A 22,166-nucleotide genomic window follows, 5' to 3' on the forward strand; every position below is an offset into this window, starting at 1 on the left:
CACCCGATTTCAATCGATTGAGATTTTCGAAAAAACACATAATTCATTAAAAAATAAACAATAATTCAACAAAAAATAGGTTATTTGATAATTATATGCGTGCATAATAAATTTTATTGCTCGAATTATTTTATAATGCTTAATTTAGCTATGATAATGCCAATTTTACGACCGATGAAAATAAAAATAACAGGAATTGGAAGCTACATTCCTAGCCTAAAAATTCAAAATACCGATTTTGACCAACACGTTTTTTTAAACGAAGATGGATCAGCTTTTGCTTATCCTAATGACGTGGTGATTGACAAATTTAAAGGAATTACTGGCATCGAAGAACGTCGTTACGCAGAGGATCATTTGAACTCCTCAGACTTAGCATTTTTTGCTTCTGAAAAAGCTATAGAAGATGCAAAAATAGATCCCGAAACCATTGATTACATTATTTACGCACATAATTTTGGCGATGTCAATCACGGTACCATCCAAGGGGATACTTTGCCAAGTCTAGCGACAAGAGTTAAAAACAAATTACAAATCAAGAATCCAAAATGTGTAGCCTACGACATACTTTTTGGTTGCCCTGGTTGGATTGAAGGCGTATTGCAAGCCAATGCCTTTATCACTTCTGGAATGGCCAAACGTTGTTTAGTTATTGGAGCCGAAACCTTATCAAGAGTAGTAGATGCTCACGACAGAGACTCTATGATTTATGCTGATGGTGCTGGTGCAGCCATTATCGAAGGCTCAGATTCTGAAACAGGAATGCTCTCTTACGAAAGCGGCACTTTTGCCATAGACGAAGCTAATTATTTGTTTTTCGGCAAATCATACAATCAAGATTTGAATCCGAATACTCGCTATATCAAAATGTATGGCCGCAAAATATACGAATTTGCATTAAGCAAAGTCCCTGCCGCAATGAAAAGTTGTTTGGACAAAAGTGGCATCGATATTAGTGAAGTGAAAAAAATCCTAATTCATCAAGCTAATGAAAAAATGGATGAGGCTATAATTCAACGATTCTATAAACTCTTCAAGCAATCACCACCAGCAGGTATTATGCCCATGAGTATACATGAATTAGGCAACAGCAGTGTCGCCACTGTACCAACTTTATTCGACTTATTGACGAAAGGCCAAATCGAAAACCACGAAATTCACAAAGGAGACGTCATAATGTTTGCCTCAGTTGGTGCCGGAATGAATGTCAATGCTTTTGTATATCGCTACTAGTAGTAATTAGTCCTAAGTCCTTAGCTCAAATTGTGCTAATTACTAATCACTATGAACTAATCACTATTTTTCAGGAGCCAATCCAGCTATCCCTACAAGTCCTCGCCTGGAGTTTATTTTTGCAAGGCGCCTCAAGAGCTTCTTTTAGTCGCTTTGACGCACCAGCAAAAATTAAACCCCAGTGCTGTGGGCTTTTCGTTTTTATCTGGGCTATACAATACAGGGCATTCATTTAAAAAAAGTAGCCACGAATGCACAAATAGCTTAAACAATTTCTTGAAATTGATGCTAAATTTTACAAATAATACGATATATGAATTTGTGGAATCAAAACGCATTCAAATTTGTGCTGAAATAATGTAATCTATGGCAAAATAGTTAAAAGAGAACACCCTGTTTACAATGCCTTCAAAACACATATAATTTGTATATTTGCGCCTTGTTTCCAAAAGGTCAACACCCATTACTATGTACGAAAAAACATTTCCCAATAAACGATTCAAACATACTTTAGAATTTTTACAAAAACACATTTCAACTTCTGAAACCATTTTTGATTTAGGCGTTCCCAACCCTTTCTCAAAAATCATGGAAGAAAATGGATATACTGTAAAGAACACCACTGGCGAAGATTTAGACAACAATCAAAACGCCTTACAAACTGAAGACTATACGGTTTTTACCGCCTTCGAAATCTTTGAACATTTATTGAATCCATATACTGTTTTACAACATGTAAAATGCGACAAATTATTGATTTCAATCCCTCTTCGTTTATGGTTTTCACCCGCTTATCGCAGTAAAACGGATATGTGGGACAGACATTACCACGAATTTGAAGATTGGCAATTGGACTGGTTGTTAGAAAAAACAGGCTGGAAAATTATCGCAAGAGAAAAATTTACACATCCCGTAAAAAAAATAGGCTTCCGTCCGCTATTGCGTTTTTTTACACCAAGATATTATATTATTTACGCTGAACGAGCCTAAAAACAAATCACAAAAATGAAATTCCAATTTCCAATTTGGACTCATCCAATCATTAGGAATTTGGAATTTTAAAATTTTGGAATTTTATTTTTTATGAAATACTATATCGTCATACCGTCTTATAACGAAGAAGCTTTAATTGGTTTGACACTGCAATCACTGATTACGCAAACGGTTTTGCCTTCAAAAATTGTGGTGGTCAATGACAATTCAACAGATAGAACCGCTGATGTTGTATTGGAATATGCTAAAAACAATCCCTACATCAGTTTGGTCAATAAATCATCAGAAAACATACATCTACCAGGAAGCAAAGTCATTCAAGCTTTTGAAAAAGGATTCGAAACTTTGGACGACAACTATGATTTAATTGTAAAGATTGATGCCGATTTAATATTTCCTCCCAATTATTTCGAAACCATTATCAAACATTTCGAATCCGATGAACGCATAGGAATGGTCGGTGGTTTTTGCTACATCGAAAAAAATGGAGAGTGGATATTAGAAAATTTAACCGACAAAGACCATATTCGTGGTGCACTAAAAGCTTATCGAAAAGAAACTTTCCAACAAATTGGTGGATTAAAACCAGCTATGGGCTGGGACACTGTAGACGAATTGTTATGCAAATTTTACAAATGGAAAGTAGTCACCGACGAAAGTTTGCATGTAAAGCACCTTAAACCAACCGGCGCAAGCTACAACAAAGCTGCTAGATACAAACAAGGAGAAGCCTTTTACAGCTTAGGCTATGGATTTATCATCACGGCTATTTCATCATTAAAATTGGCCATGCGAAAAGGGAAACCCCTATTATTTATTGATTACATAATGGGTTTTTGGAAAGCAAAATCATCAGGAAAACCATTATTTGTAACCCCGGAGCAAGCTAAATTTTTTAGAAACTACCGCTGGAAAAAAATGAAAGAAAAACTGTTTTAGCCTACTATAAAAACTAATCACTATTTTTGGCAATATTTTACAACCTATGATGCTCCTCCGCTACTTATCACAAATCGGGAAATATTTCCTGATGATCAAAGAAATTTTCATTAAACAGACTAAATGGTCGGTAATGAAAGACCTTATCTTTAAAGAAATCGACGACCTCATCATTAACTCGTTGGGTATCGTTTGTTTCATTTCGTTTTTCGTTGGTGGCGTAGTTTCTATTCAAACAGCGTTGAACTTAACCAATCCGTTAATCCCAACTTTTTTAATTGGATTTGCCACTAGACAGTCTGTAATATTAGAATTTGCTCCAACTTTTATCTCTATTATCATGGCGGGTAAAATGGGCTCTTTTATCACATCAAGTATTGGAACCATGAGGGTTACTGAGCAAATTGATGCTTTAGAAGTTATGGGAGTAAATTCATTAAACTACTTGGTTTTTCCAAAAATTATTGCCCTATTAATGTATCCATTTTTAATAGGAATAAGCATGTTTCTTGGAGTTTTTGGTGGCTGGTTGGCATCTGTATATGGTGGCTATACAACAAGTGAAGCTTTTATCACAGGATTACAATTGGATTTTATTCCGTTTCATATTTTATATGCCTTTATTAAAACCTTAATTTTCGCATTATTATTAGCAACCGTTCCTTCATTTCATGGTTATTACATGAAAGGAGGGGCTTTAGAGGTTGGAAAAGCAAGTACTGTTTCATTTGTTTGGACATCGGTTAGTATTATCCTTTTCAACTATATTGCAACTCAAATTCTACTTGGATAATGATAGAAATCAAAAACATAGAAAAGTCCTTCGGTAACAGCAAAGTTTTAAAAGGGGTATCAAGTCTCTTCGAAGCTGGCAAAACCAATTTAATAATCGGGCAAAGTGGCTCGGGGAAAACGGTATTACTAAAAAGTCTTTTAGGCATTCATTATCCTGACAAAGGCACTATTTCTTTTGATGGTCGAATTTATAGCGAGCTATTACCCGAGGAAAAAAGAGAATTGCGAACAGAAATTGGTATGGTCTTTCAAGGGAGTGCTTTGTTTGACTCTATGACAGTAGCAGAAAATGTTGGATTCCCTCTTAAAATGTTTACCAATAATTCTCTATCAGAAATTAACGACCGTGTTGATTTTGTATTAAAAAGAGTAAACTTAATTGATGCACACAAAAAATTACCTTCCGAAATTTCGGGGGGAATGCAAAAAAGAGTTGCCATTGCAAGAGCTATTGTTAACAATCCAAAATATTTGTTTTGCGATGAACCCAATTCAGGTTTAGATCCGAATACTTCAACCATTATTGATAATTTGATTAAAGAAATCACAGAAGAATACAATATCACAACCGTAATTAACTCACATGATATGAACTCGGTAATGGAAATTGGCGAAAACATTTTATTCTTAAAAAACGGCATCAAAGAATGGCAAGGTACTAAAGAAGAAATCTTTAAAACCGACAATCAAGCCATAGTGGATTTTGTTTACTCTTCGAACTTATTCAAAAAAGTCAGAGAGGCTTACTTAAGAGGGTAAAAAAAAGGCTTGATTTTATAATCAGGCCTCCTTTTTTACTTCTTCAATTTATTGGCAATCAACTTTATGTCCTGTTCTTTGCTTTTGGGATAAATAAGTAAGACATCCTCTTTATCTACAATAATAAAATCATGCAATCCATCAATGACCACAGTTTTTTGGGTTGCGGTACGAATGATATTATGCGAGGCATTTTCTAAAACTACTGTAGCATTTACTACTGCATTATCTTTGTCATCTTTGGGTAGTTTATCATACAGTGAACCCCATGTCCCCAAATCATTCCAATCAAAAGTAGCGGATAAAACATATGTATTCTTTGCTTTTTCCATAATAGCATAATCAATAGAAATGTTTTCTGCTAAGGGGTAAAATGCTTTGATAAAATCATTTTCCCCGGCAGTATTATAAATGGAATACCCTTCCATAAAATGGGCTAACATTTGAGGCTGAAAGGTTTCGAATGCTTTCAAAATCGCATTTACACTCCAAATAAAAATCCCTGCATTCCACAAAAAATTACGACTTTGAATGAACTTTCGAGCCGTTGCATAATCTGGTTTTTCGCGAAACTGCACTACCTTTTTGATTGGTCTGCTGTCTAATTTATCGTATTCTATGTACCCATAACCTGTATTTGGAAAAGTGGGCAAAATACCCAAAGTCATAAGAGTGTCTTCTCTTTCACATAAATCAAAAGACAATTGCAAATTGGCAATAAATTGCATTTCATCTTCAATCCAATGATCGCTGGGAGCCACTACCATCACTGCGTTTGGATTTTTCTTTTTAATTTTTAAAGAAGCAAATAAAATGCAAGGTGCTGTATTTCGCATGGCAGGTTCTAAAACAATTTGTTCTTGACTCACCATAGGCAATTGCTCTAGTACAATACCATTGTAGGCTTCATTCGTAAGAATCAATATATTCTCTTTTGGAATTAACTGTGACAATCGACTGAACGTCTTTTGAATCAGAGTCTCCCCCGTGCCTAACATATCGTGAAATTGTTTTGGAAACGCTGTAGTGCTTACAGGCCAAAAACGAGATCCTACACCTCCTGCCATCAAGATAGCATAATAATTTTTGTTCATGGTATTTCTTTTTTGTTAGAATAAAGCCTTTCAATTACTGAGGCAACAATTCTACTTCGGCATTCGGATTAAACAAATACATACGTTTGGAATTCAATTCAACACATTCGTATCGTTTAGTTCGTAAAGCCCCTTTTTGGAATATTTTCCCATTATGAATTCTAAAAATGCTTCCATAAGGGAGTTCAAAGATAAAGTTTTTATCGTTTTGTTGATCATACTGTTTTAAAGCCAAGGCCAAAGTAGCATCGGTATCACTACTTGCTGCAGGATTTTTAAAATGCCTAGCTAATAAGGGCAGCAAATGGTTTGGGAAAATTTCTGGTCGTATATACGGAATCATTAAACGCTGAAACGTATATTTCCATTCGGCTCCATGGGGTTTAATGTTTCTACCAAATTTTTCAAAAGCCACCAAATGTGCAATCTCATGAATTAATGTAATCAAGAACCGGTATTTATTCAAGCTAGCATTTACGGTGATTTCATGTTTTCCATTATGTGCCCTTCTATAATCTCCATGACGTGTAACCCGTTCGTTGACAATTTTCAAATGCACTTGATTCGCAACAATCAGTTCGAAGACTGGCTTTACGGCGTGTTCAGGCAAATATTTTAAAAGTGTGTCTGACAAATTGAGCTTTAAGTTATGACTTTGGAATTTTGTTTTTGGAATTTAGAATTTGGAATTTGGAATTTGGAATTTTGAAAATTAAATCACTTACGGATTACTCGTAGTGACTTGCAATACTTTTCCGTTATAGTATTTGTTTCCGGTAAGCGTGAAATCGAAAATGTATTCAGCCATTTCAGCAGCAGATAGTGGGGCTTGATACCCAGGAAAAGCTTCTTGAAGCATTTCAGTTTGAACTGCTCCTAATGCCAAAACATTAAAAGCAATGCCTTGTTCTTTATACTCCTCAGCCAATAATTCTGACAAAGTAATCACTGCTCCTTTGCTTGAACTGTATGCGGCTAAGCCAGCAAATTTTAAACTGCCCTGAACGCCTCCCATAGAACTAATCGTTACTACGTGACTTCCTTTTTGCAAATAAGGCAATACGATTCGCGTAAGATTTGCCACTGCAAAAACATTGACTCTATAAATGGCTTCAAAATCGGCTTGAGTGATGGTCGCAAAAGGCTTATTCAATAAAGCACCTGCGTTGTGTATAATGGCATCTACATTTTTCCAGCTGCTATCCAAAAAATCGGTTACTTGATACAAGTCCTCTTCGGTAGATAAATCGATAGACAAGCAAGTAATATTTTCGTTTTCGATTAGGGCTTGAGGTGTTTTTCTAGAAATGGCCAACACTTGATGACCCGCATTGGCAAATAGCAACGCCATTTCATACCCGATACCTCTAGATGTTCCAGTAATAATAATTTTTTTCATACCGCAAAAATAACAAAACCGAAACAAATTGACTTTGCAAAATGCAAAAGCTTATCACACAATGCTGATTTTAACTTCAATTTTGTATTTTTAAAAAACTAATATCCGAAACTATGCCATTAAACATCATAATAAAAACAGCTACTGAAGATGATATTCCAGGTATTGTAGCCCTACACAAAGCTAATTTAGTTGTAAACTTAACCGAAGTAGAAAAACAAGGAGGATTTGTGACCACCGCTTTAACCATTGCCCAAATCCAAACAGTAATAAAACAACAAGGCCTCTTTATTGCGAAAATGGAAGACGCCATCATTGGGTTTATCATTGCAGCTGATTGGGAGTTCTTCAAACAATGGCCAATTTTTGAGTTTATGATGCAACTGTTTCCGAGTTTTTATTTTAAAAACTTCGAAATCACCACAACTAATAGCTTTCAATATGGCCCGATTTGTATCGACAAAAAATATAGAGGACAAGGCATCATCACAGCGCTTTTTGAATATATGAGAATTCATATGAAGGAGAAATATCCTTTATCTTTAACCTTTATCAACAAAACGAATATTCCTTCTTATAAGGCACATACCAAGAAGCTTGTTTGGGAAGTGATTGATGAATTCCAATTCAATGGAAATGATTATTATGTATTGGCGTATGATATGCGAGAAAAAACACCAAGTATAGAAGAGAAGTAAACTATTTAAAAACAAAAAAACCATTAAAAGCAGTCCATCGTTTTTACAACGATTGCAACTTTTAATGGTTTATTTTTTTTATTAAAATTAAAGGGTCAGTCCTCTCGAAATCACAATACGTTGAATTTCAGAAGTTCCTTCATAAATTTGGGTAATTTTAGAATCACGCATCATACGTTCTACATGGTATTCAGCCACATAGCCGTTTCCGCCATGAATTTGAACTGCTTCATTGGCTACTTCTAATGCAATTTCAGAAGCATACAATTTGGCCATAGCTCCAGAATGTGCAATATCTTGTCCAGCATCTTTTTCGCAAGCTGCTTTCATTATTAACAATTTGGCGGCTGTGATTTTTACATACATATCTGCCAATTTGAAAGCAATAGCCTGATGATTGAAAATTTCTTTACCAAAGGCTTTTCTTTCTTTAGAATATTTCAAGGCCAATTCATAAGCACCTGTAGCTATTCCTAACGCTTGAGAAGCAATTCCAAGTCGGCCGCCATTTAACACGTTCATGGCAAAAGCAAATCCAAAACCATCAGCACCAATTCTGTTTTCTTTAGGTACTTTTACATCGGTAAACATCAAAGAATGTGTGTCACTACCACGGATACCCATTTTCTTTTCTTTAGGACCAATTTCAAAACCTGCCCATCCTTTTTCTACTATAAAAGCATTGATTCCTTTGTGACCTTTTTCGATATCAGTTTGAGCAATTACTAAATAAGTAGAAGCTGTACCTCCGTTGGTAATCCAGTTTTTAGTTCCATTTAAAAGATAATGGTCTCCCATGTCGATTGCAGTTGTTTTTTGCGAAGTTGCATCCGAACCTGCTTCAGGCTCTGACAAACAAAATGCTCCAATAACTTCTCCTTTTGCAAGAGGCACTAGGTATTTCATTTTTTGCTCTTCGTTGCAGTATTTTTCTAATCCTGCACAAACTAATGAATTGTTCACCGACATGATTACTGCTGCTGATGCATCCACTTTGGCAATTTCGGTCATGGCCAAAACATAGGAAACACTATCCAATCCAGCGCCACCATACTTTGGATCAACCATCATTCCGAGAAAACCTAAGTCTCCCATCATTTTTACTTGCTCCGTTGGAAACTTTGAATGTTCGTCTCTTTCTATAACTCCAGGTAGCAGTTCCGTATGAGCAAAATCCCTTGCTGCCTGCTGAATCATCAAATGCTCTTCAGTTAGATTAAAATCCATGTTGTATAAAGTTTTTTTAGGTAAGTATTCAAATTTTGTGTCCAAAAGTAGAATTTATATATCAAAAACTCAAACGATTTCGTCAATTTAGCGTTTGTTCAAAACAATTGACAATATTTTGACAAAATCACTAAAAATTTGCACAGAATGCCCAGTTTACACTTTGATTCAGTGTTCAAAAAAAAAAGAAGCTACTCGTTTCTAGGCATTTGAATGCTTTTTTTTGAATAAAAATCCACTCAAAAAAAAGCTTTTTACCTAAAAAAGCTTGTTTTAACATTTCTAAATACACAACTATTTAACAAAAATTGATTACAATTTTATTTGTAATGAATCAAACTTCAAACATTATAATTGATTGAATTTAAAAACAATATCAAATATTGAATAGTGCATTTCATGTAATAAAACAGTATTGAAAACTACTCATCTTAGCCTAAATTTACACTCAATTTTTAATACCACATCCTATGAAAAATTTTATAAAATTAGTTTTAGTATTCTTTTTTATTCTTTCTTCGTTTAGCGGAAATGCGCAGGAAAAATTTTCACTAAATGGGGTAACGGTTCCAAGAACCATTGATTTTGAAAATGAGAAATTACAATTAAACGGTTTTGGATCTCGTACTAAATTCTGGACTGAAGTATATGTACAAGCTTTGTATTTAACCGTACTCTCTGAAGATGCCAAAGACATTTTAGAAAGCGATACCAATATGGGAATTCGTTTGCAAATCACTTCAGCTTTAGTAAGTTCACAAAAACTTTCTAAGTCCTTACACAAAGGAATGGTGAAGTCTGTTGGTGAAGAAAACCTTCCAAAATTTAAATCGCAGTTGGATTTATTAGAAAAACTATTAAATCGTGAACCAACTGTTGAAAATGATGCTTTTAATTTAATTTATTCTTCCACTGAAAAATCCATTTCAGTATACAAAAACAAAAAATTAGAAGGCAAAATTCCTGGTTTTGATTTCAAAAAGGCTTTTTTCGGAATTTGGTTATCGAACAATCCAGTCGATGCTGAACTTAAAGACGCTCTTTTAGGAAAAGTGAAATAAAAGCATTGCATTTCCCCCTTTTTGCCCCAAAAAAAATATGCCGTTACTGATTTTTTCAGTAACGGCACTTTTTATTTAGGTACATTAGCTAACAAAATTAACTACCATTTGAATCACTTCCTTACTTTTTAAATCGTGACCCAAGCCTTCGGTTAAGACCAGTTGACTGTTTTTCCAGTGTTTGTTTAATCGAATAGAATAATTATGATGTGTCGCTTCATCTCCTTTGTCGTGAATGATTAAAGCTGGAATGGTAAGGTTCTCCGCAAATTTTGCAGTAGAGAAATAGCTAGGCAATTGCCCCAATTGCAACTCAAACTCCTTGATTATTATCTCCAAAGCTTTTGAACTCAAACCTAGCGTTTTCTTGTAAAAGTCAAAAAAATCAGAAGCCTCACCAGGAGCGCCCATTATGATTGCTTTTTCTATTTTGTGGGACTTGTAATGGTCTAAATAATAGGTTGTAGCAAATCCTCCAATGGAGTGACTCACAATGGCAGTAACATCTGGCTTCCTTTGTAGAAACAAATCGATGACTTTAGCGTACAAAACAACGTGAATCATTTTACCAGTAGACAATCCGTGTGCGGGAGCATCTAGCGCATAAACGGTAAAGTTTTGTTGCAACAACTGCTCAACATATTTTTTCCATCTAAAGGAATGACTTGCCCAACCGTGTACAAACAGTATTTTTTTGGAACCATTCCCCCATTTATAGGTTTGGATTTTATAGTTTTCATACTCAATTACCTCAGCAATACCTTTTTCCAAAAATTGCATTTGGTGTGGCTTCACTTTGTGAGCAAAGGGGTTACAAAAAAGTGCAAAACCTTTTCGCTGTAGCATTTTTGGGTGAACATAGGCTAAAATATTAAAGTAAAATCCTATGTTTTTTTGAATCACTTTCTTTAATTTCATCTTATTTTGTGTTTTTTGATACCAATCGGTATCGTTTTGAGTAAATTTTTTTATAATAATACATCGGCCACAATCCAATTTTTTAGATGCTTCACAACCGCCTCAATGTCACTATTAGAATCCTGCAATTTGCTCATCATTATCGCGCCTTCTAGCGAAGAAATCATAACAATGGCTACCAATTTTTCATTCACAATAGCATTCACTTCTTTATGTGTTTTACCGTTGATAACAATCGTTTCTATCGAATTTCTAAATACAGTTAAAGCTTGTAATGCTTTGCCTTTTAATACCATTGTGGTATCATCAACTTCTGTTGACACATTCAGTAAAGGACAACCCCCACTAAAAAAAGGATTATTGATATAGTCTTGAAACAACTCCAAAACACAAAACAACTTATCTCTTGTGTTGTTTTCTGCTTTGATTTTTTTTTGCAATGTATTGAAAATCGAATGCATCATATTTTGAAACGCTTCGATTTCCAATTGCTCTTTATTTTCAAAATGGCGATAAATGGCACCTTTCGTTAATCCAGTGGCATTGGTAATATCACTCAACGAAGTAGCCCGATACCCTTTTGTATTAAAAAGAGTAATTGCTTCTTGTAGCACCTTGCCTTTTGTAATTTCTGACGACTTCATACGCAAAGATACCGATTGGTATCAAATAATTTGAAAAATGCCAAAATATTTTTTTCGTATGTCGAAAAAAGTAAATTTGCTCAACTAAACAATACCCATTTTTAATGAAAGATTTATTAAAGAAATTCGAAAATAAACAGCCTGAAATCATCTTCAATTGGAAAGATTCTGAAACCGAGGCCGAAGGATGGACTGTAATCAATTCCTTACGCGGAGGTGCTGCTGGTGGAGGTACAAGAATGAGAAAAGGATTGGATATGAACGAGGTTTTGTCTTTGGCCAAAACGATGGAAGTAAAATTCTCTGTTTCAGGACCAGCTATTGGTGGTGCCAAATCAGGTATCAACTTTGATCCTAACGACCCAAGAAAAAAAGGCGTGTTACAACGTTGGTACAAAGCGGTTTCTCCTTTATTAAAAAGTTATTATGGAACCGGTGGCGATTTGAATGTAGACGAAATCCACGAAGTAATCCCAATGACTGAAGAATGTGGCGTTTGGCATCCGCAAGAAGGCGTTTTTAACGGACATTTCAAACCTACCGAAGCTGACAAAATCAATCGCATCGGGCAATTGCGTCAAGGCGTAATCAAAGTAATCGAAAACCCAAAATTCTCCCCTGATGTAACTAAGAAATACACCGTTGCCGATATGATTACCGGTTATGGCGTGGCACAAGCTGTTGGTCATTATTACAACATCTACGGTGGCGATATCAAAGGTAAAAAAGCCATTGTTCAAGGTTTTGGTAACGTAGGCTCGGCAGCAGCTTTTTATTTGTCTGAAATGGGCGCTAAAATCGTCGGAATCATCGACAGAGACGGAGGAGTAATCAACGAAAATGGTTTTTCATTCGAAGAAATCAGAACTTTATTCCTAAACAAAGACGGCAACAAACTGGTTTCCGAAAACATGATTCCTTTTGAAGCAATCAACGAAAAAATATGGACTATTGGAGCAGAAATTTTCACGCCTTGTGCTGCCTCTCGTTTGGTAACTCAATCTCAAATTGACAGTTTGATTGCGAACGGATTGGAAGTAATTTCTTGTGGCGCGAACGTTCCTTTTGCCGACAAAGAAATCTTTTTTGGCCCAATTATGGAAGATGTAGACCACAAAGTAAGCTTGATTCCTGACTTTATTTCCAACTGTGGAATGGCTAGAGTTTTCGCCTATTTTATGGAGAAAAAAGTACAAATGACCGACGAAGCCATCTTTCAAGACACGTCCGAAACCATCAAAAATGCAATCGTAAAAGCACACGCTTTAAGCACTGCAAAAACCAACATCAGCGCGACGGCTTTCGAAATCGCTTTGAAACAATTGGTGTAAAATCAACATACAAATTACCCAAAGGTGCGGTTCCTCAATCGCACCTTTTTTTATACTTTCATTTTTTAAAGTCGCAAAAAAGCCACGAATTCACAAATTACAGTTACAATTCCTCAAAATTGAGATGAAATTTGCTACTTTCTTTCAAGCTACAAATAATACGTTTATATGAATTTGTGGAATTAAATCCACAGTCCAATTTGTGTTTCATTAGTGAAATACGTGGCAAAACCAATTTATACGGCCACTACTATTTAGACCAATATCGTTCTACAGACTGCTAGAGAGCAACAACCTCAATTTTTGCTATCATTTTCAATATAACGCTCCACTTTTCTTGACAATTTTTAGTACTTTTCAGCGTTTTAACCCATACTTAAAATTCAAAACCATAATGCAATCCCCAGTTACCTCAGATAAGAAAAAAGCCATCGCCTTTTCCGTAGCGATTTACGGAATACTGCTGTTGATTTTATTTTTTATCCGTTTTTGGCCTCCCTACAACCCCGATTCTTTTACAGCACTTGCTGGCGGTGGCGGCGGTGGTCTTACGGTCAACTTTGGCGATAGCGAAATGGGACAAGGTGCCGATTACCAAAGCGAGGTTTTGGACGTAAAAAACCAAACCAAAGTTACCCCCACACCAACAACTCCAGACGAGGCCATCTTATCACAAGAAACGGCCACAGAGGAAAGTGTAGTTATTCCTAAAAAAGAGAAAGTAAAAAACAACGCACCTACTCCAAAAGAAACACCAAAACCCGCGGTTGAAAAACCAAAAGTTTCCAACACTACCAACGATGCCTTGTCGAGCATCCTAAAAGGCTCCAACAAAGGAGGCGATGGCGATGATAAAGTAGCGGGCAATAAAGGAAAAGCCAACGGAAGCTTGAGCGCCAAAGACTATTATGGTTCCGGAGGTTCTGGCGGTGGTACAGGCGGTGGCAACGGAACCGGAAATGGCATTGGCACCGGAAGTGGTTATGGTGCAGGAAGCGGCGGTGGCTCCGGTGGAGGCGCAGGCTATTCTTTAGGCAACCGCAGAGCCATTTCAAAACCTGTCCCAAAATACACTTGCAACGAAGTAGGCAAAGTAGTGGTAGAAGTATCCGTAGACCGTAACGGCAACACCATAAGCGCCATTGCAGGAAGCAAAGGAACCACCAATACGGCCAAATGTCTTTTGGACCAAGCCAAGATTGCCGCAATGAACACCAAATGGGACGCTAGCAGCAACGCACCAGAGAAACAAGTCGGCAAGATTGTATATAATTTCAATTTGAATTAGATATCGTAACAACAATATGTCTTGGGACTAGTTAAAATGCGTGAGGGATAGGAGCTGGCTACCGAAGTAGCGCGGATAGCCCGACCGCAGAAAAGAAAAGGGGCGAATAACACCTATGCTATTCGCCCCTTTGCTTTTATGGGGTCACGCCCAAATTATTCTTATTTTGGACTGGTGGCTATGACAAACTTTAGGTTATTTTTTACGCCGATTTGAAGGACGTCTACTAAATCTTGTACTTGTAGGTTGAATGGAATGCGGACGATGACCGTTTGGTCTTTTTCGCCACTCATTTTTCCCATCAAAGTGGTTTCAAGGTCTTCGAAAGCAACGGGTTGTTTGTCGAGGTAGAACTTTTTGTCTTCGGTAACCGAAAGGCTAATGTATTGCTTATTCGTTTTTTCGTTGGACTTGGCTTTGGGCAAAGTCATTTTAATCACATTGGGATTGGCCAATGTGGAAATGATTAGGAAAAACAACAATAAGAAAAACATAATATCGCTGAGCGAAGAGGTCGCTACTTCGGCGTGAAATCTTCTTTTTCTTTTGATCGCCATAACTATGCTCTTTGAATAATATTTACAAATTCTAAAATCTGTTTTTGCACTTTTAGCGCAAAATTATCAATCTTTCCGTTCAGCAAATGGTAGGCACTGTAGGCGATGATTCCAACAATTAATCCAGCACCACTACTAATCATTTTCTCGTACAATCCACCAGAAATGTTTCCAATACTGATGTTTTCTGTAACTGAAATGCTATAAAAAATCTTAATTACCCCCGAAATGGTTCCGATAAATCCTAGTGTTGGAGCAATACCTGCAATTAATCCTAAATGACCTAAATGCTTTTCCATTTGACCAATTTCGATATCGGCGGCGCGGTCCATATTCGATTCAATCTCTGCGATGGGACGACCAATCACCAGAATTCCTTCTTTTATAATTGTGCTTGAAGCATTAGTAGAACGTTCAACGATGGCTCTAGCCAATTCTATATTTCCGGATTGCAATTGCTCTCCCACATCGCGCAACAAACGATCGTCTATTTTTGAGGCTTTATCAATATACATATATCTTTCGGCAATAACATAAAAGGTATAAAACAATAGAATGGCAATTGGAATTAGGAAAACCCCACCTTTCAAAATAAATTCCAATACCGAGATTTCAGTATTTGGAGCAACATTTTCAATAACAGCAGTAGAAGTCGCAGCAGTAAGTGAGTCGGCTTGTAGAGAGAGTAAAGTAAACATATTTTATTCTTGATTTTTACGAATTAATTCTAAAAAATAGTTCAATTTTGCACTAAAGATACTTTTCGTTCTAGTATTAAACTAAAAAAAATGAAAATTATTTTAAACCCCTCTTTTTTGCTCAAAAAATGAATTATCAAGAAACCCTTCATTGGCTATACAATCAGTTGCCAATGTATCAATTGCAAGGCGCATCGGCTTATAAAAAAGATTTGACCAACGTACATTTGTTAGCCGACTACTTGGGGCATCCCGAGCAAAAATTACGATGCATACACGTGGCGGGCACCAATGGTAAAGGCTCCACCTCTCACCTTCTAGCCTCTGTTCTCAAAGAAGCAGGACTAAAAGTAGGCTTGTACACCTCACCTCATCTTACGGATTTTAGAGAACGCATCAAAATTATTTCGAATGCCAATCCAGAACAAGCTTGGGAAGAAATTCCAGAAACTTTTGTGTGTGATTTTGTGAACCAACACCGTTCGTTTTTTGAAGCACAGGATATGAGTTTCTTCGAAATGACCGTAGGTTTGGCCTTTGATTATTTCGTAAAAGAACGGGTCGACATTGCTATCATAGAAGTTGGAATGGGTGGTCGATTGGATGCTACCAATATTATTACGCCATTAGTTTCGATCATCACCAATATAGGATTAGATCACACTCAATTTCTTGGTGATACACTAGCGGCTATTGCTGGCGAAAAAGCTGGCATCATAAAACCAAGCATTCCCGTAGTGATTGGGGAATACACTCCAGAAACTTTGCCTATTTTTATTAGCAAAGCCAAAAGTTGTTTTGCTGAAATTCATTTGGCCTCGGATTTGATTTCGAGTACTTATCCATCTGACTTATTAGGCGATTACCAAGTGCACAACAAGAAAACCGTAATGCAAACCATAGCCGTTTTGAACGAAAACAAATCCATATTGGTTACACCAAAACAACTCCAAACTGGTATGGCGAATGTAATAAAAAACACAGGACTCCAAGGTCGTTGGCAACAGTTGAAAGAGCAACCCAAAGTAATTGCCGACACAGCTCACAACAAAAATGGACTTGAAATAGTGATGCGTCAAATTCAAAAAGAAAAATTTGACCAATTGCATATCGTTTTGGGAGTGGTAAATGATAAAGATTTGAAAGGAGTCTTGCCTTTGTTTCCAAAAAACGCCATTTATTATTTTTGTAAACCAAATATTCCACGTGGCTTAGATGCAACCACACTAAAAACCGAAGCGCAGTTAATTGGTCTTAATGGAGAAGTATATTCTTCTGTTTCAGAAGCCTACACAGAAGCATTGAGAAATGCGGCTCCTACAGACTTTATCTACATAGGCGGAAGTACTTTTGTGGTTGCAGAAATTTTGTAATTTTTTTTCATTTTTACTTGCACATCCCGAAAAGGGTTGTATATTTGCACTCGCAATCACGAAATGATAGCAACCTAGTAAAATAGGGCGATTAGCTCAGCTGGTTCAGAGCACCTCGTTTACACCGAGGGGGTCGGGGGTTCGAACCCCTCATCGCCCACCAAGAAACTCCAAAGTCTTTTGATTTTGGAGTTTTTTTTATCCCTCTACTCAAAAAAAAAGGATCAAGTTCAAAAGTTGGGGATTATGAAAAAAGATTAGATAATCTAAATAAGAAGTAATCAATTTTTCTCACTCATCTAAATTTACTTCTAAAAACCTTTTATTGAAAAATACCTATAGCCTGATTAGTTCATTACTCTTTATTCTTAAAATTATACTATAATAGAACCATCAAAATGTAATTACCTTACCTTTACATAATTTTAAATTTTACGGCATTTTATATTTGAAGTTTCGTCATTATCTCAACTAAATTGTCTACAAAATATTATACATATGAAAAATAACACTGGTGAGATGATACTCGAAAAACCCGACAACCTTGTTTCTTTATTTGAATTGGCTACAAAAAAATTTGCTCATAATTCTTTTTTAGGAACTAAGGATTTGGTATCCGGAATTTTTAATTGGGTCACTTATGGAGAAATTGGCAAACGTGTTAATGATTTCAGAAGTGGTTTAGCACATTTGAACATTCAAAAAGGTGATGCTGTGGGGATAATCGCTAGTAATCGTTCTGAATGGGCTATTGCAGCTTTTGCAAGTTATGGTTTAGGCGCACGATTTGTACCCATGTATGAAAGTGAAAATTACGGTACTTGGGAGTATATAATAAAGGATGCAAATATTAAATTCTTACTTGTTTCTACTCCTGCAATCTATGATCAGGTTCAGAGTTTAAAGGGGAATTCAACAATTTTAAAGGATATTTTCATTATTGATACCGTTGGGGAGCAAAGTATGCATCAACTAGAAGCAATAGGAAGTACTAATTTTGTTCCATCATATATTCCCGCTTCTAGTGAAATTGCATGTTTAATTTATACTTCAGGAACTACTTCTGACCCTAAAGGTGTTTTGCTTACACATGGCAATTTAACTTCAAATGCAAGAGCTGGTTTTAGACGTTATTGTAATCATCTTGGGGAACATTCGGTAAGTTTGTCTATATTGCCTTGGGCGCACAGTTATGGTCAGACAGCTGAACTTTATAATTGGCTTTTTTTTGGAGGCTCAATTGGATTTATGGTCAGTATGGAAACCCTTTCGGACGATTTTGTCAAGGTAAAGCCAACTTTTTTGATTGCTGTTCCTCGAGTTTTTAATAAAATCTACTCTGGTATTCATCAGAAAATGAAAGAGGAAGGTGGATTTAAATTGCGACTTTTTCAAAGTACTTTACTAGCCGCACGTGAATATCGTCTTAAAGAAGGAAGAGTTTCTATGGTTACTAAACTCAAGTTTTGGCTTGGCTCCAAACTTGTTATTTCTAAAATTAAAGAGCGCTTCGGTGGAAATTTAGTTGCAAGTATTACAGGAAGTGCTCAAATGAATGAAGAAGTAACTCATTTCTTTGCAGACATTGGCATTTCAGTTTATAATTGTTATGGCTTAAGTGAGACTTCTCCTGCCATAACTATGAATAGCCCTGAATTGAACCGAAATGGGAGCGTGGGAAGTCCACTTGAATTTATTAAAATACGTATCGACAAAACTGTTGTGGATGACCAAAGCGAGGATGGTGAAATACAAGTTATGGGCCCCAACTTGATGGTTGGGTATCATAACAAGCCTCAAACAACTAAAGAGGTATTTACTCAAGACGGTTGGTTAAAAACTGGGGATAGGGGGAAATTAGACTCAGATGGATTTTTATACATAACAGGTCGCTTAAAAGAACAATTTAAATTAGAAAACGGCAAATATGTATTCCCTTCTGCATTGGAGGAAGACATTGTTTTATTGCCATATGTTGAGGCAGCAATGATATATGGCGATGGTAGGCCTTATACTATATGTGTGGTTGTACCAGATCACGCCATGCTGCGCAAAACTGCTGAACTTTTACATATTAAAACCAATGTCGAAAAGCTAATTCATTTACCTTCTGTTCAAGAATTTGTTGGTATAGAAATTAGAAAAAGTTTGAAAAATAAATATGGAGGTTATGAAATACCCAAAAAGTTTATTTTTTCTGATGTACCTTTTACTATAGAAAACGGTTTTCTAACCCAAACCTTAAAATTAAAAAGAAGAGTAGTTTTAGATACTTTTAAGGAACAAATAGAAGCTCTATATCGACAATAATAAGAGCAATACCCCAAATAGATTCTTCTTTTTGGGGTATTTTTTTTGTGCAATCTGTATCAAAAACTGGTTGCTTATTCAATCTCTTTATCTTCTGTTTCCTCTAAATCTTTGGTTTCTTTTCCTACTTTTATAATAGGATTATCCTTGTTGCCTGTAACAGTTATTGGTATTCCTATTATGCCCAAGGGAGGAAGTCCTAACCTCATTTTTAAATTTAGTCGACCATCTAAACTTGTAGTTCCTTCTATTCTTGGTCTAAAGCCTGCAAATTTGAATTTGAAACGTTCGATGGTGATGATATTATTTTTAATTGAACTTTTAATGTCAACTTTAGAAAGTTCAGGATTCTTCATTTTATCGTTATTGGTTTGGCTTCCCACTACAGTAAACATTTTCATTCCATAGAGTTTAATATCTTTTACAGATAAAATGCCGTTTCCTACTAAAGAGGGGAATACGGGTTCCATATTTACATTCAAACGCCCTTTAAGTTTATAATCTAAAGAAACGATTCCTTGAGCTTTTTCAGCGGCACTTGCCATCTCTCGAAAAATTTTAACTTCTTTATAGGCTCTTTTAATATCAAAGTCTGTAGCCTTAATTTGGTATTCAAACAAAGCTTTTTTAGTTGTTAAGCTTTCATATAATCCGTTCATTCCAACTTGACACCCAATCAGGTCAAAATTGGTGTTTTGGAGGTATAATTTACCGTTTTTCATTTTCAAATCACCATTGGCTTTGCTAAGATGTAATTCTTGAAAATCTACTTTTTGAGCAATAGCTTTGAATTGCAAATCAAGATTTTTAGGGATAATTATGACTCCTGTACTAGTTGTTGACTTAGCGGGGTTCTCTTTAGTTGAGTTTACAGTAGCTGTGGTTGTTGCTCTAGAACTCATAAACTCATCCGCATTAATATATTTTGACTGTAAAGTAAATGCACCTTTTAGTGTTCCTTTTCTTGGGCTTAAAAAATTAAATACATTTTTCAAGTAACCATTCAATTTAAAATCAGATTGACTATAACTTGCTATAAATGTATTGAAGGACATTTTGTCTTGATTGAATTTGAATATGCCTTCTTTGATTAAAAATTTTTTAGGAAGATAGTTTGTGGCTACAGCAATATTCCTGATTTCGAGTGTTCCTTTACTGTTGAGTTTACTATAATTTCCTTTTTCAGCATCACTTTGTTTGCCTTTAAGAGCCAAGTCAGTTTTAATGTATCCATCAACATCTAATCCTTTTTGAGAAAAAACTTTGTATATTTTACTGATGTTTAAAACGCCTTTTGCCTTTACATCATAACTCAAATCTTTAAAATTTTCTAAATTAGCTTCGACTGTAAATGGTTCTTGTTCAAACGTAAAACTAGCGGGTTGCAATTTAACTTTTAAATCATCAATAGATCCTTTTTGATTTTTTATGGTAGCATTGCAATTGATGTTGGTGATAGGATTGGGATAATATTCTGTTTGAATAAATCCATTTTTAAGATCAATAGCAATATCAGCAATTGGAAAACTGTTAGTTTTTGCATTATAGGTTCCGTTCATTGTTCCTTTTCCAGTCAAAAGCCCTTTTACGGTTAGATTTGGAATTCCTAATGCATTATTTAGTTTTTCTAAATCAATAAAGCTGTACAATTCTCCATTCATTTCAATATTTTCAACTCCTTTGGAATGCCATTTTGCTTTTAGGTATTCTTTTTCAATATTTAACGAAATGCCATTTACATCTAAAAGTAATTGGTTCGGGTCAAGCGATTGTAATTTTGCGCTAAAATCTAAATTTAGATTAGAAACAGGAAAATTACTTTTATTGTAATTGACAAAACCGTCTTTTATTTTTAAATCCAAATGTAAATCCGGTGCTATTTTTTGAGAAGCAATGTATTTTCCTTTTAGGGTCAAAAGCAGGTCCGTTTTTCCTTTAACATCTGTTTTTTCTAGCCATGTAATAAATTTTGGAGGAAAGGCATTAATCAAGTCATAGAGTTCACTATCGTTTGATTTTATGTTAAAATCAATGTTGTACCCGTCTTTTAGAAAATCAAATTTGCCTTTGAAATCCACCAATAATTTGTTGATGTTCAGATTATTTTCTTCAAAAACAAAAGACAATGAGTTTACATTAACCCTTGTAATTAAATCACCCTCTACTTTTTTATTCATCAAATAGGGTTCGTTTTCGTAGATGAAATTCATTTTAGAAATAGCAACTTTTGAATACAAATCAAATAAGTCTGAACTTAAATCTCCTTTTCCGGTATAATTAAAATCAAACAAATCTAGGTGAATCGCTGTGGATTGGTCATCATAAACTACCTTGCTGTTTAGGATTTCGATTTTCTCAAGTTGTAATGCTGTGCTGCTTTCATCATCATTTTCCTTGGTTGCTTCTTCACTTGCTTTATACACATTGTAATTGGCTTGACCATTTTTATCAACCTTCACATTGATGTTGGCTTCGATAAGAATTATTTGATCAATGTCTATAGCTTTTCCAAAAAGTAAACTGGTTACATTGATTCCAAAAGCGATTTCTTTTGCAGATACAAATTTTTCTTTTTCAAAAGGGGTTGAGCCGTTTAAATTGACATCATTTAAGGTTAAAGTCAATGATGGAAAATGTTTAAAAAACGATAGATTAGCATCGCCGTAATTCAATTCACCTTCAAGTTTTGTGTTGGCGTATTTTTTGACTTCTTCTTTTATGGTATCAGAAAAAATAAGAGGGGTAAGAAGCATTATAACCAAAATACTACCCCATACGATTCCTAAATACTTAACTGTTTTTAAGAAGATGTTTTTTATATTTATCGCCATTTTTAAACAAAGTATGGG

At 35.5% G+C, this 22,166-nt stretch carries 20 protein-coding genes and 1 tRNA gene; 12 read left to right on the plus strand and 9 right to left on the minus strand.

Annotated features, from left to right (window positions below):
- Positions 1–174: 174 nt before the first annotated feature.
- The 5 genes from ACSVH5_RS11550 (at position 175) to ACSVH5_RS11570 (ending at position 4,719) form a co-directional block, all read left to right on the plus strand.
- Positions 175–1,233, plus strand: coding sequence for a 3-oxoacyl-ACP synthase III family protein (locus ACSVH5_RS11550; protein ID WP_438061576.1), 1,059 nt, complete (start codon positions 175–177; stop codon positions 1,231–1,233).
- Between the two features lie 468 nt (positions 1,234–1,701).
- Complete coding sequence (locus ACSVH5_RS11555; protein WP_438061577.1) at positions 1,702–2,223, plus strand: methyltransferase; 522 nt, start codon at positions 1,702–1,704, stop codon at positions 2,221–2,223.
- A 93-nt stretch (positions 2,224–2,316) separates the two neighbouring features.
- Positions 2,317–3,165 (plus strand): glycosyltransferase, encoded by an 849-nt coding sequence (locus ACSVH5_RS11560; RefSeq protein WP_438061578.1) that lies wholly within the window; start codon positions 2,317–2,319, stop codon positions 3,163–3,165.
- 46 nt (positions 3,166–3,211) lie between these two features.
- A complete protein-coding gene (locus ACSVH5_RS11565) occupies positions 3,212–3,958 on the plus strand; it encodes an MlaE family ABC transporter permease (RefSeq protein WP_438061579.1) in 747 nt (248 codons plus the stop codon).
- A complete protein-coding gene (locus ACSVH5_RS11570) occupies positions 3,958–4,719 on the plus strand; it encodes an ABC transporter ATP-binding protein (protein WP_438061580.1) in 762 nt (253 codons plus the stop codon). The genes ACSVH5_RS11565 and ACSVH5_RS11570 overlap by 1 nt, the downstream gene beginning before the upstream one ends.
- Positions 4,720–4,754: 35 nt before the next feature.
- Here ACSVH5_RS11570 and ACSVH5_RS11575 read toward each other — a convergent pair whose 3' ends face one another.
- The 3 genes from ACSVH5_RS11575 to ACSVH5_RS11585 all read right to left on the minus strand — a co-directional run bounded on the left by ACSVH5_RS11575 (position 4,755) and on the right by ACSVH5_RS11585 (position 7,212).
- Positions 4,755–5,813 (minus strand): mannose-1-phosphate guanylyltransferase, encoded by a 1,059-nt coding sequence (locus ACSVH5_RS11575; protein ID WP_438061581.1) that lies wholly within the window; start codon positions 5,811–5,813, stop codon positions 4,755–4,757.
- Between the two features lie 34 nt (positions 5,814–5,847).
- A complete protein-coding gene (locus tag ACSVH5_RS11580; protein WP_438061582.1) occupies positions 5,848–6,447 on the minus strand; it encodes a SprT-like domain-containing protein in 600 nt (199 codons plus the stop codon).
- Positions 6,448–6,534: 87 nt separating this feature from the next.
- The gene (locus ACSVH5_RS11585) at positions 6,535–7,212 is read right to left on the minus strand and encodes an SDR family NAD(P)-dependent oxidoreductase (protein WP_438061583.1); all 678 of its coding nucleotides are present in this window, start codon (positions 7,210–7,212) and stop codon (positions 6,535–6,537) included.
- A 113-nt stretch (positions 7,213–7,325) separates the two neighbouring features.
- On the opposite strand from ACSVH5_RS11585, the gene ACSVH5_RS11590 reads away from it, so the two are divergent.
- Positions 7,326–7,910 carry a GNAT family N-acetyltransferase gene (locus ACSVH5_RS11590; protein WP_438061584.1) on the plus strand — a complete coding sequence of 195 codons (585 nt, stop codon included), beginning with the start codon at positions 7,326–7,328 and terminating at the stop codon, positions 7,908–7,910.
- 87 nt (positions 7,911–7,997) lie between these two features.
- On the opposite strand, the gene ACSVH5_RS11595 is transcribed toward ACSVH5_RS11590, so the two are convergent.
- Complete coding sequence (locus tag ACSVH5_RS11595) at positions 7,998–9,137, minus strand: acyl-CoA dehydrogenase family protein (RefSeq protein ID WP_438061585.1); 1,140 nt, start codon at positions 9,135–9,137, stop codon at positions 7,998–8,000.
- Between the two features lie 470 nt (positions 9,138–9,607).
- On the opposite strand from ACSVH5_RS11595, the gene ACSVH5_RS11600 reads away from it, so the two are divergent.
- Positions 9,608–10,198 carry a chalcone isomerase family protein gene (locus ACSVH5_RS11600; RefSeq protein WP_438061586.1) on the plus strand — a complete coding sequence of 197 codons (591 nt, stop codon included), beginning with the start codon at positions 9,608–9,610 and terminating at the stop codon, positions 10,196–10,198.
- A gap of 84 nt (positions 10,199–10,282) precedes the next feature.
- Here the strand turns inward: ACSVH5_RS11600 and ACSVH5_RS11605 are convergent, their stop codons facing one another.
- Both ACSVH5_RS11605 and ACSVH5_RS11610 read right to left on the minus strand, forming a co-directional pair.
- Positions 10,283–11,116 (minus strand): alpha/beta hydrolase, encoded by an 834-nt coding sequence (locus ACSVH5_RS11605; protein WP_438061587.1) that lies wholly within the window; start codon positions 11,114–11,116, stop codon positions 10,283–10,285.
- Between the two features lie 50 nt (positions 11,117–11,166).
- Entirely contained in the window at positions 11,167–11,760 is a 594-nt protein-coding gene (locus ACSVH5_RS11610; protein ID WP_438061588.1) for a TetR/AcrR family transcriptional regulator, read from the minus strand.
- A gap of 104 nt (positions 11,761–11,864) precedes the next feature.
- Between ACSVH5_RS11610 and ACSVH5_RS11615 the strand changes: the two genes are divergently transcribed.
- Positions 11,865–13,091, plus strand: coding sequence for a Glu/Leu/Phe/Val dehydrogenase dimerization domain-containing protein (locus ACSVH5_RS11615; protein WP_438061589.1), 1,227 nt, complete (start codon positions 11,865–11,867; stop codon positions 13,089–13,091).
- Positions 13,092–13,485: 394 nt separating this feature from the next.
- Entirely contained in the window at positions 13,486–14,379 is an 894-nt protein-coding gene (locus tag ACSVH5_RS11620) for an energy transducer TonB (RefSeq protein ID WP_438061590.1), read from the plus strand.
- A 161-nt stretch (positions 14,380–14,540) separates the two neighbouring features.
- On the opposite strand, the gene ACSVH5_RS11625 is transcribed toward ACSVH5_RS11620, so the two are convergent.
- On the minus strand, positions 14,541–14,936 hold the full coding sequence (locus tag ACSVH5_RS11625; protein WP_064716242.1) for an ExbD/TolR family protein: 396 nt from the start codon (positions 14,934–14,936) through the stop codon (positions 14,541–14,543).
- 2 nt (positions 14,937–14,938) lie between these two features.
- Positions 14,939–15,634 (minus strand): MotA/TolQ/ExbB proton channel family protein, encoded by a 696-nt coding sequence (locus ACSVH5_RS11630; protein ID WP_438061591.1) that lies wholly within the window; start codon positions 15,632–15,634, stop codon positions 14,939–14,941.
- A gap of 128 nt (positions 15,635–15,762) precedes the next feature.
- Here ACSVH5_RS11630 and ACSVH5_RS11635 point away from each other — a divergent pair, with 128 nt between their 5' ends.
- From ACSVH5_RS11635 to ACSVH5_RS11645, 3 genes are all read left to right on the plus strand, one after another.
- A complete protein-coding gene (locus ACSVH5_RS11635) occupies positions 15,763–17,007 on the plus strand; it encodes a bifunctional folylpolyglutamate synthase/dihydrofolate synthase (protein WP_438061592.1) in 1,245 nt (414 codons plus the stop codon).
- 85 nt (positions 17,008–17,092) lie between these two features.
- A tRNA-Val gene (locus ACSVH5_RS11640) sits at positions 17,093–17,170 on the plus strand.
- Positions 17,171–17,505: 335 nt separating this feature from the next.
- On the plus strand, positions 17,506–19,317 hold the full coding sequence (locus tag ACSVH5_RS11645) for an AMP-dependent synthetase/ligase (protein ID WP_438061593.1): 1,812 nt from the start codon (positions 17,506–17,508) through the stop codon (positions 19,315–19,317).
- Between the two features lie 74 nt (positions 19,318–19,391).
- Here the strand turns inward: ACSVH5_RS11645 and ACSVH5_RS11650 are convergent, their stop codons facing one another.
- The gene (locus ACSVH5_RS11650; protein ID WP_438061594.1) at positions 19,392–22,148 is read right to left on the minus strand and encodes a hypothetical protein; all 2,757 of its coding nucleotides are present in this window, start codon (positions 22,146–22,148) and stop codon (positions 19,392–19,394) included.
- Positions 22,149–22,166 lie beyond the last annotated feature (18 nt).

The organism is Flavobacterium sp. RSSA_27, from assembly GCF_051547125.1.
In the GTDB taxonomy this organism is placed as follows: Bacteria; Bacteroidota; Bacteroidia; order Flavobacteriales; family Flavobacteriaceae; genus Flavobacterium.

Bases quoted from the DNA above. Each gene is read 5' to 3' on its own strand.
- ACSVH5_RS11550 (WP_438061576.1), top strand. From the start codon at position 175: ATGAAAATAAAAATAACAGGAATTGGAAGCTACATTCCTAGCCTAAAA.
- ACSVH5_RS11555 (WP_438061577.1), top strand. From the start codon at position 1,702: ATGTACGAAAAAACATTTCCCAATAAACGATTCAAACATACTTTAGAA.
- ACSVH5_RS11560 (WP_438061578.1), top strand. From the start codon at position 2,317: ATGAAATACTATATCGTCATACCGTCTTATAACGAAGAAGCTTTAATT.
- ACSVH5_RS11565 (WP_438061579.1), top strand. From the start codon at position 3,212: ATGATGCTCCTCCGCTACTTATCACAAATCGGGAAATATTTCCTGATG.
- ACSVH5_RS11570 (WP_438061580.1), top strand. From the start codon at position 3,958: ATGATAGAAATCAAAAACATAGAAAAGTCCTTCGGTAACAGCAAAGTT.
- ACSVH5_RS11575 (WP_438061581.1), bottom strand. From the start codon at position 5,813: ATGAACAAAAATTATTATGCTATCTTGATGGCAGGAGGTGTAGGATCT.
- ACSVH5_RS11585 (WP_438061583.1), bottom strand. From the start codon at position 7,212: ATGAAAAAAATTATTATTACTGGAACATCTAGAGGTATCGGGTATGAA.
- ACSVH5_RS11590 (WP_438061584.1), top strand. From the start codon at position 7,326: ATGCCATTAAACATCATAATAAAAACAGCTACTGAAGATGATATTCCA.
- ACSVH5_RS11595 (WP_438061585.1), bottom strand. From the start codon at position 9,137: ATGGATTTTAATCTAACTGAAGAGCATTTGATGATTCAGCAGGCAGCA.
- ACSVH5_RS11600 (WP_438061586.1), top strand. From the start codon at position 9,608: ATGAAAAATTTTATAAAATTAGTTTTAGTATTCTTTTTTATTCTTTCT.
- ACSVH5_RS11605 (WP_438061587.1), bottom strand. From the start codon at position 11,116: ATGAAATTAAAGAAAGTGATTCAAAAAAACATAGGATTTTACTTTAAT.
- ACSVH5_RS11610 (WP_438061588.1), bottom strand. From the start codon at position 11,760: ATGAAGTCGTCAGAAATTACAAAAGGCAAGGTGCTACAAGAAGCAATT.
- ACSVH5_RS11615 (WP_438061589.1), top strand. From the start codon at position 11,865: ATGAAAGATTTATTAAAGAAATTCGAAAATAAACAGCCTGAAATCATC.
- ACSVH5_RS11620 (WP_438061590.1), top strand. From the start codon at position 13,486: ATGCAATCCCCAGTTACCTCAGATAAGAAAAAAGCCATCGCCTTTTCC.
- ACSVH5_RS11625 (WP_064716242.1), bottom strand. From the start codon at position 14,936: ATGGCGATCAAAAGAAAAAGAAGATTTCACGCCGAAGTAGCGACCTCT.
- ACSVH5_RS11630 (WP_438061591.1), bottom strand. From the start codon at position 15,634: ATGTTTACTTTACTCTCTCTACAAGCCGACTCACTTACTGCTGCGACT.
- ACSVH5_RS11635 (WP_438061592.1), top strand. From the start codon at position 15,763: ATGAATTATCAAGAAACCCTTCATTGGCTATACAATCAGTTGCCAATG.
- ACSVH5_RS11645 (WP_438061593.1), top strand. From the start codon at position 17,506: ATGAAAAATAACACTGGTGAGATGATACTCGAAAAACCCGACAACCTT.
- ACSVH5_RS11650 (WP_438061594.1), bottom strand. From the start codon at position 22,148: ATGGCGATAAATATAAAAAACATCTTCTTAAAAACAGTTAAGTATTTA.